Source organism: Labrenzia sp. C1B70 (genome assembly GCF_000475395.1).
Lineage (GTDB): Bacteria > Pseudomonadota > Alphaproteobacteria > Rhizobiales > Stappiaceae > Roseibium > Roseibium algicola.
This window is the reverse complement of record NZ_AXCE01000012.1, coordinates 1-14,979: the sequence shown is the minus strand read 5'-3', so window position 1 is coordinate 14,979 and position 14,979 is coordinate 1. Positions and strand designations below refer to the sequence as shown.

Genomic DNA, 14,979 nt, shown 5'->3' with positions numbered 1-14,979 from the left:
GTGTTGTGTCGCCGGGGTGCGCCTTTACGTTTCCTTCGGCACTTGCTGCGTGCAGGTCCGAATACGAAAATCCCGGCGAACCGTTCAAGGTCCGCCGGGAGACGTGTCGTCTTATTGAGGCTTCTTGACGTCCTGAAGCATCAGGAAGAAGGAGGGCTGCAGCTTGAAGTCTTCAACCGATGCCTTGGTGACGGCATTCTGTTTCCAGTTGGCAACGAAGACCCAGGGGGCGTCCTCCTGGACGATTTCCTGCATTTCCTTGTAGAGCCTTGCACGTTCTTCCTGGTTGGTTTCCTCGCGGGCATTTTCCAGAAGCTCGTCCACCTTGGCGTTGGAATAGTAGCCGGAGTTGAACCCGCCCTGTTCGGGCATCGCTTCGGTGCGCAGGGCCAGGAACGGAAGCGTGTCCGGGTCATTGGTCATCCATGCCATTTCCGCCATGGAAGCCTTGCCTTGCAGACCCGGGTTCACCTTGCCGAGGAAGGTGTTCCATTCATAGGTCTCGATCTTGACCTTCATGCCGACGGCTTGGAGATCGGCCTGGATGGCCGTGCCCATGGCAACCGGGTCGAGCATGCCGGAGCCGCCTTCGGTGACATAGAAAGTAACTTCCTGTCCGGCGTATTCAGCTTCCTTCAGGAGTTCCTTGGCCTTTTCCGGATCGTAGGGATAGGGCTCCAGGCTCTCGTTGTAGGCCCAGGCAAAGGCAGGAGGTGTCGGCCCTGCTGCGACGTCAGCCGTACCTTGCAGGATGTTTTCCACCAGAGCCTTCTTGTTGATGGCGTAGTTGGCGGCCTGGCGTGCAGCCTTGACGTCAAACGGTGCTTCGCGGGTGTTCAGGATCAGGAACCAGACGTGAGGTCCGGCCTGTTCCAGCACCTTGAACGTTGAATCGTCCTTGAACTGCTGCAGGCTGTCCGGCGGAACTTCAACCATCACGTCCAGTCCACCGGACAGCATTTCGGCGATCCTTGTGTTGGCATCGGTGATCGGACGGTAGATCAGCGCTTCCAGGTCCGGAGCGCCATCCCAGTAGTCTTCGTTCTTGACGGCAACCACCTTGGCGTTGGCTTCCCATTCGGCAAACTTGTAGGCGCCGGTACCGGACGGATTGCGGCCGAAATCCTTGCCGTATTGCTTGACGGCCTCGGGCGAGACGATCAGACCCGTCGGATAGGCAAGGTTCGACAGGAACGGCGCGTAAGGGGCACTGAGGTTGAAGGTGACGGTGGTTTCGTTGTCGACGACCACGTCCTCAACAGTGGAGAAGAAGAACGCGAGCGGGAAGGGACCCGTATCGTGATAAGGGTTTTCCTCGTTCAGCATACGGTCGAAGTTGAACTTCACCGCTTCCGCGTTGAAGGGGGAACCGTCGTGGAACTTGATGCCTTCACGCAGCTTGAACGTGTAGGTCTTGCCGTCTTCCGAAATGGTCCAGCTTTCGGCAAGGGACGGTTCGACTTCCAGAGTGCCGTCCTTGTAGCGCACAAGTCCGTCATACAAGTTCACCAGAATGCGGAAATCGTTCACCGCGGTGACGGCGTGCGGGTCGAGTGACTTGGGTTCCGCGATCTGGCCGACAACCAGAACATTGGGCGGAGTTTGCGCCTGCACCTGGGGTGCAAAGGCGAGGAAGGCCGAGGCGAAAGCCGCGGCTAGGAATCTTTTCATGACCATTCCCCTCGTTGTTTCTGACGAATAATTAATCATGATTAATTGCAATGCTGCAATAATTATTTCATATTTATTTTCGCTCGAGGGTTGTGCTCTCGATGCCAGATAAACGCTTAAGCGCTGATAAATAAGGGGGAAACAAGGATGCTGCAGCACGCAATCCGTATCGACCCGGAGCGTCTCAGAACGCTTCTCAACGGAGTGAATCGCTTCGGCTTTGTTCCTGAAACCGGCGGCTACACGCGACCAGGCTTCACTCGGGTCGATCTGGAGTGCAGGGATTGGTTCGAGGCACAGATGAGGGCCGACGATCTGCAGGTGTGGAGAGACGGCGCACTCAACCTGTTTGGCCGGTATGGACCTGAGGACGGGCCGTGCGTCATGGCCGGATCGCATCTCGACACCGTGGTCAATGGCGGGGCTTTTGACGGAGCACTCGGCGCCTGTGTTGCGCTGGAATGCGTGCGAACGATGAAGGATGCCGGAATAACGCCCCGGACAGCGATCGAAGTTGCCGCGACTTCCGAAGAAGAGGGCCGTTTCGGGGGCATGCTCGGCTCACAGGCCATATCCGGGGCGATCACTCCGGCATGGATCGAGCAGGCGATTGATGCCGACGGGATCCGGCTGCGCGATGCCATGAACAGTCTGGGTCTCGAGCCGATGGACATCCTGAAAGCAGCCCGGCCGGCCGGTTCGATAAATGCCTTTCTGGAACTCCATATCGAGCAGGGGCCGGTTCTTGAAGCCGAAGAATTTCCCATCGGCATCGCCGAGGAGGTTTCCGGTGTCTGTTATCTGGAGTTGGAACTGACGGGAATCGCCAATCATTCCGGGACAACACCCATGCATCTGCGGGCGGATGCATTTGCCGGGCTTTCCGAGCTTGCCGGGACGATTCCGGATCTGATCCAGATGCACGGCACCGACCAGAGCCGGTTTACAATTGGTCATGTCGAACTTTCGCCGAACCATCCCCACACGATTCCAGGTCGCGCAGTCTTTTCGGTGATTCTGCGTGACACGTCGGAAGAGATAATGGTGGGGCTGAAATCGCGTTTTCTGGAAAGCGCCGACAGTGTCGCAAACCGGCACCGACTGAAATTGAACAAGACCGAGAGGAGCTGGTTGTCACCGGTTTCGCTGGATAGCGAGCTTGCCGACAAGCTCGCCGACCTTGCCGAACGCAACGAATTACCGGCGCGGCGGATGCCTTCCGGAGCCGGTCACGATGCCCAGACAATGCAGTCTTTCTGCCCTTCCGGGCTGATCTTCGTTCCCAGCCGGGCCGGCATAAGCCATGCTCCCGAAGAACTCAGCGACTGGTCGGATATCGAGAAGGGGGCGAACCTCATGCTGCAGGCGTTGCTCGACTTGTCTGGCTAACCTGTTTGCTGGTGTCTGCCGGCTTCTGCAACTTTCGCTCTTTCAATGCCGCGCGGGCTCGGCTAGGCTTTTCAAAAGTAAAGCATATCGTTCCTGGCGGGCGCGCCGCCACAAGTGTTGCAAACAGACAGTCCCTATCCATTTTTCAACGGGGGTGCCATGGTTGATCGGATTGCCGGACTAAGGGTCCGTATTGCCTTGAGGTCTGCCGCGACGGTCGGCCTCGTATGCCTTTTCCCGTTGTTACAAGGTTGTGCGCTTTCCGATGCGCCGGTGCTCTTCCCGAAAGGGCCTATTGCGTTGGCGGAACGGGATCTGCTGTTCACGGCATTCGGTATCATGATGATCGTTGCCATTCCTGCGATCATACTAACGCTGCTGTTCGCCTGGCGATATCGCAAGCGTAATGGCAACACCGCGGATTATGCGCCCGAGTGGGATGGTTCCTGGGGCATTGAAGCCGTGGTCTGGCTGGTTCCAGCTGCGATCGTGATTGTCATCGGAACCATTGTCTGGGATGCGACCCACAGGCTCGACCCTTACAAGGCCCTGGCGTCCGATAAGCCGGCTTTCAAGGTGCAGGCCGTCGCACTCGACTGGAAATGGCTGTTCTTATACCCGGAACTCGGCACGGCCAGCGTGAATGAACTGGCTTTTCCCGCAGACAGGCCGCTGACCATCGAGATCACTTCCGACACGGTCATGAATTCACTGATGATCCCCGCACTCGGTGGCCAGATCTACGCCATGGCGGGCATGCGCTCTGAACTTAACCTGATCGCAGATGGTCCAGGCACCTTCAACGGCCGCAACACAATGTATTCCGGCGACGGCTTTTCCGACCAGCACTTCAAGGCTCATGCCATGAACGAAGCGGATTTCACCGCCTGGAAGGAAAAGGCAACAGGATCCGCTGACGTGCTGGACGCCAAGACCTATGTGGACTTGCACAAGCAGAGCGTTGCCGATCCAGTCCGGCATTATTCGTCTTACGAGACGGATCTCTTTTCGATCATCCTGCGCAAATACGCGCCGATTGTCGGCCCTTACGAAAGCAAGGCCGCCGAACTCATCTGCCGGGGGGCTGTTTGATGCTGGGACGTCTTACGATTGAGGCCCTGCCGTTCTATTCCTGGGTGGCCATGGGTGGGGCGGCAGTAACCGTTGGCGGCGGCATTGCCGTGTTCCTGCTGATCACCTGGCTGCGCGCATGGAAAGTTCTCTGGACAGACTGGCTGACCAGTGTCGATCACAAGAAGATCGGCATCATGTATGTGGTGCTGGCTCTGGTGATGCTGGTGCGCGGGTTTGTCGATGCCCTCATGATGCGGGCGCAACAGGCGGTTTCCCTGAACAGCGAAGGTTACCTTCCGCCGGAGCATTTCGAGCAGATATTCTCCTCCCACGGCACGATCATGATCTTTTTCGTGGCCATGCCGTTCCTGACCGGGCTCATCAACATCATCGTGCCGCAACAGATCGGCGCGCGGGATGTCGCCTTTCCGTTCCTGAATTCCGTCAGCCTCTGGATGACGGCAGCCGGTGCCGGGCTGGTGCTGATATCGCTTGTGGTCGGCAAGTTCTCTCAAGCCGGCTGGACCGGGTATCCTCCATATTCCGGGGCTGAATACAGTCCGGGCGTGGGGGTCGACTACTGGCTATGGGCGCTGATCATCAGCGGGGTGGGCAGTACGCTTTCAGGCATCAACTTCATCGTGACCATCGTCAAGAACCGCTGCCCGGGCATGACTTTCATGCGCATGCCGATGTTCACCTGGACGACACTGTGCATTTCCATCCTGATTGCCTTCGCTTTTCCGGCGCTGACGGTGGTCGCCGGTCAGTTGACACTCGATCGTACGCTCGGCTTCCATTTCTTCACCAACGGTGACGGCGGCAACATGATGATGTTTGCCAACCTGCTGTGGATCTGGGGTCATCCGGAGGTCTACATCCTGATCTTGCCGGCCTTCGGTATCTTTTCCGAAGTGGTGGCGACATTCTCGCGCAAGCGGCTGTTCGGTTACACTTCACTGGTCTATGCAACCGCCTGTATCGCGCTGCTGTCGTTCACAGTCTGGCTGCACCACTTCTTCACGATGGGCTCGTCTGCCAATGTGAATGCCATATTCGGCATCGCGACGATGATCATCGCGGTGCCGACGGGGGTGAAGATCTTCGACTGGCTGTTCACCATGTACAAGGGCCGGATCGAGTTTCACACGTCCATGGTCTACACCATCGGCTTCATGGTGACCTTCGTCATCGGTGGCGTGACCGGGGTGCTGCTGGCCCTGCCGCCCGCCGACTACCTGATGCACAATTCCACCTTCCTGGTGGCGCACTTCCACAACATGCTGATCCCGGGCGCTCTTTTCGGTTATTTCGCCGGCATGAACTACTGGTTCCCCAAAGCCTTCGGTTTCAAGCTGGACGCCAAATGGGGCATGCGGTCCTTCTGGTGCTGGATCATCGGTTTCTATCTCGCCTTCATGCCGCTCTACGTCCTTGGCTTCAAGGGCATGAGCCGGCGGATGGAGCATTATGCCGACCCCACCTGGCAACCCTATCTGATCGTCGCTGCGATCGGGGCTCTGTTCGTCCTGTGCGGCATCGCCTGCATCGCCATCCAGCTTTACGTTTCGGCCAGGAAATGGGGATCCGCCAGGGACATCACGGGGGACCCGTGGAACGGTCGTACCCTGGAATGGGCGACGTCCTCACCGCCAGCTGCCTATAACTTCGCGGTTCTGCCCGAGGTGACCGATATCGACGCGTTCCACGACATGAAGATCCGGGGGGAGGCCTATCAGCCGCCGCAGCATTACGAAGACATCGTCATGCCGAAAAACACCTGGATCGGCCCGGTGCTTGGTGCGCTGGCCTTTGTGCTCGGTTTTGCCTTCATCTGGTACATCTGGTGGCTCGTCGCCCTGAGCTTTGTGCTGTCCCTCGTATGTGTCGGTATCCGGGCGTCCGACGACAACAGCGAATTCGTGTTGCCTGCAGCAGAAGTCGCCCGGATCGAGCGTGAACGCCTCGCTCAGATCTCGCCAGCCGACCTGCACGACATGCGCGATTTTGTGCCGCGCGGTGCCGCCTCTGGCGCACCGTTGTCCGGAACGGTTTGAGGGAGGGGCCAATGTCTGCTGCAACCATCCTTGAAGAGGAAGAGAAGCACTCCCTTCATTCCAGGGAATTCGGGTTCTGGATCTATCTGATGACAGACGCGGTCATCTTCGCGCTGTTGTTTGCGACCTACGCTGTCCTGTCGGAAAATTCCGCAGCGGGTCCGACGTCAAAAGAGCTCTTCGATCTCAGCAGGACTGCCGTTGAAACCGGCTTGCTGCTGGTCTCCAGCCTGACCTTCGGGATGGCGAGCATTGCGCTGATGAATGACCAGAAGGGCCGCGTGGTCCAATGGCTCTTTGTGACCTTGCTGCTCGGCTTCGCGTTTCTGGCAATGGAGCTGAGTGAATTTGCCGGAATGATCGAAAAAGGTGCGGGTCCGGAGGTAAGCGGCTTCCTGTCTGCCTTCTTCACGCTGGTAGGTACACACGGACTGCACGTTGCGTTCGGGGCACTCGGGATCGTGGTGATGATTGGCCAGATCATGGTCAAGGGCCTGACGCCGCCGGTTCGTTCCCGGTTGATGCGGCTCGGGCTGTTCTGGCATTTTCTCGATATTGTCTGGATCGGGATCTTTTCGGCGGTCTATCTGCCGGGCGTTCTATAGGGGGCACATATGAACCATTCCGCTGAACGCAGCCTGTCTACCTATCTCACCGGGTTTGTGCTTGCAGTTGTGCTGACGGCAATTCCCTTCGCCCTGGTCTGGGGCGGACTGCTCACAGGCAGTGCCGTATATTTCGTCATCGCCGTTGCCGCGGTTCTGCAGGTGATTGTTCACCTGGTCTTTTTTCTACACATCGACCTGAAATCCACCCCGGTCGAAAACCTGTTCTTTCTGGCCTTTGCCGCGGTGCTCATTTTCATCATGGTCGGCGGCAGTCTCTGGATCATGATGGATCTGCATCACCGCATGCAGTGAATGCCTGGTCGCCATTGAGGCGTCTCGCCGCAATCGACGACCAGCCTGTCCGAAAGGGAGAATGACATGAGATGCTATCGCAATCCGCTTGCCGGAAGTCTTCTGGCCGCAGGGCTGATGCTGGTCGCTACCAATGGTGCACTTGCCGACTGTCAGGCGGACATCGACAAGGTTGAAAATGCCGTTACCCACTCCGAGAGGGAGGGTATCGACATCACTGTTGCAGAGAAGATGCGCGCACTGCTCCAGGAAGCGAACAAGGAACGGCACGCAGGCAACGAAGCAAAATGCCAGGAGCTGATCAACCAGGCAAAATACATCGGCGACGTGGAATGACGGCCGATAATGTATCTGTTCCACTGGTCGGTTTGCTGCGCTTGAGGTAAGAGAACCCGTTCCGGAACAGGTGTGGGGAAACATGATTTCGGTCGTTCTTGGATGAAATCGTGCCGGGACATGGCGATTGTGGGGGCCGGCATTGCCGGCTCGATCGCAGCTCTGGAGCTTGCTGATCGCGGTAACCGCGTCGTGCTTTACGATGCCGGAGCAGAACCGCTGACTGCGGCATCGCTGGTCAACGAAGGCAAGATCCATCTCGGGTTCGTTTACGGCGGGGACAGTTCAGGTCTGACCGCACGGCGCATGATCGACGGCGCGCTTCAATTCCGGTCCATCGTGTGCCGGTGGATGGCGCAAGACCTTTTCGCTTCTTCCGTAACGCAGCCATTCGATTATGCCGTTCCCGAGGGGTCTCAGCTTTCCGCGGGTGCGGTAGAACAGCACTTTGTGCTGGTGCAGGATATCCTCCGCGAGCGGCTAGCGGCACCAAATGCAGACTACCTCGGCGAAGTGGATCTACCGGCCTTCCGGCGCCTGACCTCCCATCCTTATGGCTCTGAAGCTGGCAAGATCGAGGCGGCCTTCGGAACGCCGGAACGATCCGTCGACACTCAAGCCATTGCTGCTTCACTGCGCGCAGCGGTTCTATCTCACCCGCGAATCGAGTTCCGGTCCAATCACAGGGTGACGCGTTTCGAGACAAGCCTGTCCGGATGGCAAGTGGTTGGTGAACATCGCGCTGACGGACCATTTGACCGGGTGCTCAACGCCGCCTGGGAGCAGCGCCGCTTTCTTGATCATGCCAGCGGCTTTGCTGATGATGCCTCGTGGTTCCTGCGCTACAAAATGGCGGTGCTGCTGCCGGATGTTGTCGAAGATCTGGCGAATGTTACGCTCATGTTGGGGCGATACGGGGATGTCGTGCGGTATGAGACAGGCCGGGTGTATCTGTCCTGGTACCCGTCGATGATGCTCGCCAGCACACGCGACCTTTTGCTTCCGCACCCAGAGATCGCTTCTTCCCGAAAGGCCGAAATTGTGCGCAGTTCCGTTGCCGCACTTGCAGCCTACTATCCGAAGTTAGCTGAGTTCCTGCGCTTTCCCGAGACGGACGAAGCACCGTTGATCGGCGGAGTTATCGACGCAAGGGGTGCAAGTGATATCGACGATCGCGTGAGCGATCTGCACAAGCGCAGCAGAATAGGCCCCAGCCTCCTGGCCGATGGTTATTGCAGCCTTGATCCGGGCAAATACACGACCGCACCGATGTTCGCGCTTGAAGCGGCGGACGCGCTGGCATCTTCAAGCCGGGTTCATCAAGTCATCGCCTCATGAAGTTTCCTGCAATATGGCCATGGAAACGGCCACGTCTGACAATCTGTATTCCTGCCTACCGGCCGAACGGGTTTCTGGAACGGGTGCTTGCGTCGGTGCAGGAGCAGAGCTTTCGCGACTTTCGTATTGTCATTTCCAATGATGGCGGTTTCGAACGGGAAACCTTCGAACCGTTCCGGCGCATAGCAAACATGCGTGTCTACCATCAGCGGGGACGACTCGGCTGGGTGGAAAACGCCAATTGGCTGATCAGAAGGGTGAGGACGCCGTATTTTGCCATCCTGCCGCAAGACGACACCATTGAGCCGGACTATTACGCCGCTCTTGTGGATCTTCTGGAAAAGACACCCTCTGCCGGAAGCGCTTGCACCGCAATTCAGACCGTCGGCAGGCCGGATGAACACATCATCCGCAGCAAAAGCGTGAGCGGAGACCTGGAAGCGCGGATCAGTCAGGTGTTCGGGATGAGTTATGCCGGCGTCAGTTTTCGGGCGGTCAATCGGACACCACCAAACCTACGTGATCTGACCGTTCCCGGAAACCGGTTCGACAACATGTTCGCCGACAGTACCTGGATCATGCGCCAGGCGATCCAGGGAGAAATGCTTTATCTCGACCGGCCGCTCTACAGGAAGCTCTACCACGGCGGCAACACTCACACGAGCTGGCTGGAAACACCGGCCAAAACCCTTGCATCCGCCTGGATGCGTTATTGCCAGCAAATGGCACTCTATGCGGCACGGTCCGTGGCTGACGAGTACCAGCGCGAGGCCATATTCGATCTTGCCTGCGAGCGGGTCTTTTCCAGAAACAGCGAGTTGAGACCGCTAGCCGTCGGCACGGCATTCGACGCGATCTGGAGCAAGAGTGAACTGGATCTGCGCCAGGAGGGTATGAAGAAGATGCTGCGGCGTTCATTGATGCAGAGCCAGGGTGGCTGCAACGCGTGGCGAAAACATATGGTCCGTGTCGCCCGAGGCACGCGATAGCACAGTGCCAGCGGCGAGCGAAACAATAGAGATTCAAGCTGAATGGGGGAAATGGTGCCGGCAGCAGGATTCGAACCCGCGACCCCGAGATTACAAATCACGTGCTCTACCAGCTGAGCTATACCGGCGCCGGGGATGGCTTCTACCAGATTGGGCGCACTTGTCCATGCCCTGATTTGCATTTTTCGATTCTGATTCCGGAAAACCAGCTAAACCTCTCTGATAATTTCGAAAATTGGTTGGCCTCTGTGGATAGTTTCGCATGCGCAGGGTTTCTGCGACCCAGAAATTCAGTATCGCGACGTCTCGATTCCAATGTCGTTCCTGCAAATTGAGGGAAGCAGTTGTGGCGTAGGCGCAATCAAGAGGCATATTTCTCGGTCAGAGGGGCAGCGCTCTGCCATCTTGCAAGTTCCCTGGAACGGAGTCATTTCCTTGCCTTGGGATAATATGCTCGTGCAGCATATCAAGCACTGATCCGCATAGCCGATGTGCTCCTGATCAAGGTGGACGCTTGGCGACGTCCAAACTGCGGCATCCGCCAAACCAGCGTTCGCAAGCGCTGAAGGGGATCCGCGAAGAGGGGGACGGCAGCTTGCATGAACCGGGTTTTGCACCCATAAATGCGTACTCTGAATATCAGCCTGTCGCTTTCTGCGCGGGCTCCTCTGGTTTTACCGGAAGGCAGGCTGGATAGACCAAACACTGTTCGGTCCTGTCATCACTTCCGTTTCACCCTCAGTGGAAAATCTGCCGTGACACATGTGGTTCTGCTCGAAATCATGTGCGCCAATTGGATCGATTTAAATGACTGAAGCGCAGCGCATCTGCCTCATTTTCTATCTGCAGCCGATCGCACTCGGGGCTTGGCTGCCGCATATTCCAGGTGTCCAGACCACGCTCGGACTGACCAATAGCGAGTTGGCGATTGCGCTCGTCGGGGCGCCGGTCGGCACTTTGACAACCTTGATGATCGCGGGGCGCATTGCAGGCTGGATCGGCGCCAAGCGGATCACGCTGGTCTTTTATCCGGTCTTTCTTCTCGCCATGCTGTTGCCCTTCATGGCGACAACCCAGTGGCTTTTGATGGCCGCACTCGCGCTTGTCGGCGGATCGATGTCCATCCTGGAACTCGGGCTCAATGTTCTGGCTGACGATTACGAGACGCGCACCCACCACAAGATCATGAGCAGAGCACACGGTTGCTGGAGCTTCGGACTGCTGTCTGGAACGCTGATTGGCTCGGCTGTGGCGGGTCTTGCCCTGTCGCCCCTTGTGGCCGGTATCGCGATAGCGATCCTGGTTCAGGTCCTGGTGCTGCCTGTAATCCTGCGGTTGCCTTTGCCGCCCGAAGGGCAGTCGGCCAAACCCGAGCAGCGCGGTTTCCGGTTGCCACATCCGGTTTTGCTTGGCGTCTGTTTTTTCACTTTTGGAACGACATTGGTGGAAGGGGCCGTTGCGGATTGGGCTGCGGTCTATCTCCGGGACGCCTTTGCCGCCAATCCGGGCCTCGCCGGGCTGGGCATCTCGATCTTTTCGCTGTGTCTGGCTTCGACCCGGCTCATGGGAGACCGCTTGCGCCAGGTTGCGGCGCCAGGACGCCTGGGGCAGGTGCTTGCGCTCATCGGACTGATCGGTCTGAGCCTGATATGGCTTGCACCGAACGCGCCGATTGCACTTCTCGGTCTGGGAGTACTGGGATCGGGAGCAGCGCTCGCGTTTCCCCTTGGAGTGACCGCGGCATCCGCAGCGCCAGGAGGAAGTGCGGCTTCCAATGTCGCCGTGCTTTCCTTTGTGGCTCTGCTTGGCTTTCTGGTCGGGCCGCTCACCATCGGGCCGCTCGCCGATGCCTTCGGTATTCGGGCGGCTCTCATGGTGCTGGCACCGATGATCGGTATCAGTCTGCTATTGGCGCCTTGCTTGACCCGGTCGGAGGCAACGCGGGCGAACAGAACTGCCACCAGCTCCGTGACTGCAGCGCGTGGAGAGGCGCTTTGAATCGGATGGTGAAAGGAGAGGGGCCTTAAAGCCCCATTTTCATCCGCGCCACATAGAGTGACAGTACAGCGGCATTTGAAACGTTGAGCGAGCGAATCTCGCCCGGCATGTCGAGGCGGGCCGTCAGGCCGCAAGCTTCGCGCACACCCTGACGCACGCCTTTGCCCTCCGAGCCCAGTACCAGAACTGTCCTGTCGCTGAACGGTGTCTGTTCAAGACTTGCCGGGCCATCGCTGTCGAGGGCAATGCAGGAAAAACCTTCGTCCTTCATCTCGGCGATGAAGCGGGCCATGTTTTTCACCCGGACATGTTTGATCATGTCGAGTGCACCGGAAGCGGATTTCGCCAGAACGGAGCCTTCTTCCGGCGCATGGCGTTCGGTTGTTACCACCGCATCGGCATCAAGCGCGACAGCCGAGCGCAGGATTGCGCCGACATTGTGCGGATCCGTGACCTGGTCAAGTGCCAGCACGAGCCGCGCACCTTTCAGATGCTCGGCGCCATAAGCGGGAAGGGGATCGGCTTCCAGGATCATGCCCTGATGGACAGCATCCTTCGTCACCATCCGGTCCAGTGCGCGGGGCATCATGGATTCGACAGGGACATCGATTGTCACGCCGCGTTCTTCGAGGCGACGAACGGCATTGTCCGTTGCGAACAGCTTCAGCCGCTTGCGATCCTTGTTGGCAAAGGCTGCTTCAACGGTGTGGAGGCCGTAAAGCAGCACCGGGCCTTCCGGGGGGAGGCCCGGACGGCGCGGCGCAGGTTTGCCGGAGAACTTTTTGTTGCCGCGAAAGCCCGGCTTGCCGCCAGCACGGAATGGTTTCTTGTCGTCACTCATGGCGCATGCTCTAGCGGCAATTTTCGTGGAGGGGAAGGGGAACTTCTTCCACATCCGGTTCCGAATAGTTTGTATGGAGGCAATAACGGGCAGTTAGTTTTTGGTCTGACCTTCTTGTTGGCTAGATCTCTCTTCTTTGAGAAGCCATTGAGAAGTCGCTCCCAAGAAGACTGCTGGTGTGAGGGTCGAAATCATCGCAACACCCAAATACCAGGAAATGTTAAAGAAAAAGGGCCAGACTTCTTTGCATTCACCATGAGCGCATACAAAGTGCTGGTCTCCGATAACGTGTCCGTTGAGTGCGTCTCCTCCTAACAAAATTGAACATATTAAAAATAGAAAGAAACTGGGTACACCAACCAACGACGATAAAACGCCCAAAATTAAAAACAGTTCGCCGATCTTTGTTTTCATGTTTTTCCCAAGGCAAAATTTGTCTCGAAATTAACACTATATTTCGAGTGGGGTCCTCCAATAAGTCGATGAGCAATTCAGTGACTTTCGACTAAGCAGCTAGTGAAAAAGCCTTCGCAAATTCAGGAGGGCTTCAGGATCATGCAGCTGACGGTGCCATGGGCGATCAGTTTGCCGTTCGCGTCCCGCAGATCGCCTTCGGAGGTCGCCAGGCGGGAGCCGCGGTGGACGATCCGACCCTCGCAAACCACTTCTCCGCTGGTTTCAAGCAGCGGGCGAACCATGTTCACGTTGAGCGATGTGGTGGTGTAGAATTCGCCGGGCTGCAGCGTGGTGTGTACCGCGCAGCTCAGCGCCGTGTCGATCAGCGTCGAAATCCAGCCACCATGGACCGTACCGAGCGGGTTCAGGAACTCGCGTGCTGGCAGGCCGGTGAAGACGGCCCGGCCTTCGGAGAATTCCTTCATCCTGATATTGGAATGCACCATGATCGGCGGGGCAGGCAGATCGCCTGCCATCATGCGCTCAAAGATATCAAGCCCGGTCATGGTGGCAAAGGCTGCCTTTGGAAGCGCGCCAAGGGTGTGGGTCTTGCCGTTTTCGGTCAGGGTCTGGGGATCGCTCATGATTGGTGTCCTGTAAGGGTGGTCTCGTCGGGGTCTGATTGGGAGGCAGTGTCTGCGGCAGGTTTTTCCTGGCTTTCCAGAATGTGAACCGCCTTGCGCAACGTGGACATCTGGGTGCGAACGGCATCAGCGCCGTCCGGGCCAAGCAATGTGCTGACTTCTTCTTGTGCCTTGAGCCAGGTGCGGTGGATCTCAATCACCTTTGCCTCGCCCAGTTGTGTCAGCACTGGAAGAACCTTTCGGCCATTGCCATCTTGCCGGGTTACAAGACCGGCAACTTCCAAAGGCTTGAGGTTTCGGGCCAGCGTGGATCGGTCGATGCCGAGAAAACGGGCGATCTCTGCCGCCGAACTTGCAGATCCGTCGGCTATCGCAGCCAAAAGCTGGGCCTGGGTCAGTTCAAGGCCGAGAACTGCCATGTGCCTATTATAATGACGGGTCAGAAGATTGGCGGTGCGCCGGGCAGCGTGACCGAGGCAGGTTCGGCCCATGTGCTGGAAATCGATATCTTTGAGAGAAGATGACATTTGTTGTAGATACAACAACAAGAGAATCTGCTCAAGGGTGCAGTCGTGTCCGACTGGTTTTTCAAAAGGGCAGCAGGTGCAGGAATTGGCACAAATGGCCTCGTCAAAGGAACGGGCGCGTTGATGAAAGTTGTCCACAGGCTGGGGTCGCGTGATGCCGGATTTTCAGCAAAACGCAGGGGAACCGTGACATCACAGCCGTGCTGCGGCAATCTGGTGGTGCCATCGGCCTTGGCAATAGCTCACGTTCGAAGCGTCTGTTTCGAGCGTCCTGCTGATTTTGTTCAATTCTTTGCAAAATCGGCGTTGACAGGGCGGGGCCCTATCTGCATAACACGCGCCACGGGATTGCTCGCCCCTTCCGGGCGGGCTCTTCGGTAAGCCATCCTGATCGCTTCGGCGTGAAGCAGGACGAGATGGAGGAGTGCCCGAGTGGCTAAAGGGGACGGACTGTAAATCCGTTGGCTATGCCTACGTTGGTTCGAATCCAACCTCCTCCACCATCGTTCCTGGTTCTCTCGTTGTGCGGGTGTAGCTCAATGGTAGAGCAGCAGCCTTCCAAGCTGACGACGAGGGTTCGATTCCCTTCACCCGCTCCATCATGGGTGCTGATCGGAGTGTCCGGAACGGAAGGCTCTTTCGCCCGGAAATCCTGACAAGAAGTTCAACGGGAAGCAATTCGTCGCTCGCGGATCTGTCCAAGGCGCCGGAACGCGTCCCGCCTCGACCTAATTCGACCGAACCGAGTATTGGACAGAGAGCGACGCCGATGGCGAAGGAAAAATTTGAGCGCAACAAG

General features: G+C 57.6%; 14 protein-coding genes and 3 tRNA genes. 11 read left to right on the top strand and 6 right to left on the bottom strand.

The window, feature by feature from the left end; genetic code table 11:
- Nucleotides 1-111: 111 nt before the first annotated feature.
- Nucleotides 112-1,671, bottom strand: a complete 1,560-nt coding sequence (locus Q666_RS48370; RefSeq protein WP_035908743.1) for an ABC transporter substrate-binding protein — start codon at nt 1,669-1,671, stop codon at nt 112-114.
- Between the two features lie 147 nt (nt 1,672-1,818).
- Here Q666_RS48370 and Q666_RS48365 point away from each other — a divergent pair, with 147 nt between their 5' ends.
- The 8 genes from Q666_RS48365 to Q666_RS48330 all read left to right on the top strand — a co-directional run bounded on the left by Q666_RS48365 (nt 1,819) and on the right by Q666_RS48330 (nt 9,774).
- A complete protein-coding gene (locus Q666_RS48365) occupies nt 1,819-3,060 on the top strand; it encodes a Zn-dependent hydrolase (protein WP_023001140.1) in 1,242 nt (413 codons plus the stop codon).
- 159 nt (nt 3,061-3,219) lie between these two features.
- Complete coding sequence (cyoA, locus tag Q666_RS48360) at nt 3,220-4,152, top strand: ubiquinol oxidase subunit II (RefSeq protein WP_031269334.1); 933 nt, start codon at nt 3,220-3,222, stop codon at nt 4,150-4,152.
- The gene (gene cyoB, locus Q666_RS48355) at nt 4,152-6,191 is read left to right on the top strand and encodes a cytochrome o ubiquinol oxidase subunit I (protein ID WP_023001142.1); all 2,040 of its coding nucleotides are present in this window, start codon (nt 4,152-4,154) and stop codon (nt 6,189-6,191) included. Before cyoA ends, cyoB begins: the two co-directional genes overlap by 1 nt.
- A gap of 11 nt (nt 6,192-6,202) precedes the next feature.
- Entirely contained in the window at nt 6,203-6,796 is a 594-nt protein-coding gene (cyoC, locus tag Q666_RS48350; protein WP_023001143.1) for a cytochrome o ubiquinol oxidase subunit III, read from the top strand.
- Nucleotides 6,797-6,805: 9 nt separating this feature from the next.
- The gene (cyoD, locus tag Q666_RS48345; RefSeq protein ID WP_023001144.1) at nt 6,806-7,111 is read left to right on the top strand and encodes a cytochrome o ubiquinol oxidase subunit IV; all 306 of its coding nucleotides are present in this window, start codon (nt 6,806-6,808) and stop codon (nt 7,109-7,111) included.
- 66 nt (nt 7,112-7,177) lie between these two features.
- Complete coding sequence (locus tag Q666_RS48340; RefSeq protein WP_023001145.1) at nt 7,178-7,447, top strand: hypothetical protein; 270 nt, start codon at nt 7,178-7,180, stop codon at nt 7,445-7,447.
- A 120-nt stretch (nt 7,448-7,567) separates the two neighbouring features.
- The gene (locus Q666_RS48335; RefSeq protein ID WP_023001146.1) at nt 7,568-8,785 is read left to right on the top strand and encodes an FAD-dependent oxidoreductase; all 1,218 of its coding nucleotides are present in this window, start codon (nt 7,568-7,570) and stop codon (nt 8,783-8,785) included.
- Entirely contained in the window at nt 8,782-9,774 is a 993-nt protein-coding gene (locus tag Q666_RS48330) for a glycosyltransferase family A protein (protein WP_023001147.1), read from the top strand. Before Q666_RS48335 ends, Q666_RS48330 begins: the two co-directional genes overlap by 4 nt.
- Before the next feature lie 52 nt (nt 9,775-9,826).
- Here the strand turns inward: Q666_RS48330 and Q666_RS48325 are convergent.
- A tRNA-Thr gene (locus Q666_RS48325) sits at nt 9,827-9,902 on the bottom strand.
- Nucleotides 9,903-10,581: 679 nt separating this feature from the next.
- On the opposite strand from Q666_RS48325, the gene Q666_RS48320 reads away from it, so the two are divergent.
- A complete protein-coding gene (locus Q666_RS48320; RefSeq protein ID WP_023001148.1) occupies nt 10,582-11,772 on the top strand; it encodes an MFS transporter in 1,191 nt (396 codons plus the stop codon).
- Nucleotides 11,773-11,797: 25 nt separating this feature from the next.
- Here Q666_RS48320 and Q666_RS48315 read toward each other — a convergent pair whose 3' ends face one another.
- From Q666_RS48315 to Q666_RS48300, 4 genes are all read right to left on the bottom strand, one after another.
- On the bottom strand, nt 11,798-12,613 hold the full coding sequence (locus tag Q666_RS48315) for an RNA methyltransferase (protein WP_023001149.1): 816 nt from the start codon (nt 12,611-12,613) through the stop codon (nt 11,798-11,800).
- Nucleotides 12,614-12,706: 93 nt separating this feature from the next.
- Nucleotides 12,707-13,027: a hypothetical protein gene (locus Q666_RS48310; RefSeq protein ID WP_023001151.1), complete on the bottom strand. Its 321-nt coding sequence runs from the start codon at nt 13,025-13,027 to the stop codon at nt 12,707-12,709.
- Nucleotides 13,028-13,149: 122 nt separating this feature from the next.
- Complete coding sequence (locus Q666_RS48305) at nt 13,150-13,653, bottom strand: PaaI family thioesterase (protein ID WP_023001152.1); 504 nt, start codon at nt 13,651-13,653, stop codon at nt 13,150-13,152.
- Nucleotides 13,650-14,180, bottom strand: a complete 531-nt coding sequence (locus Q666_RS48300; protein ID WP_208993918.1) for a MarR family winged helix-turn-helix transcriptional regulator — start codon at nt 14,178-14,180, stop codon at nt 13,650-13,652. The genes Q666_RS48305 and Q666_RS48300 overlap by 4 nt, the downstream gene beginning before the upstream one ends.
- A 418-nt stretch (nt 14,181-14,598) precedes the next feature.
- On the opposite strand from Q666_RS48300, the gene Q666_RS48295 reads away from it, so the two are divergent.
- Both Q666_RS48295 and Q666_RS48290 read left to right on the top strand, forming a co-directional pair.
- Nucleotides 14,599-14,683, top strand: a tRNA-Tyr gene (locus Q666_RS48295).
- 22 nt (nt 14,684-14,705) lie between these two features.
- Nucleotides 14,706-14,779: transfer RNA gene (locus Q666_RS48290), tRNA-Gly, on the top strand.
- The last annotated feature ends 200 nt before the right edge of the window (nt 14,780-14,979 follow it).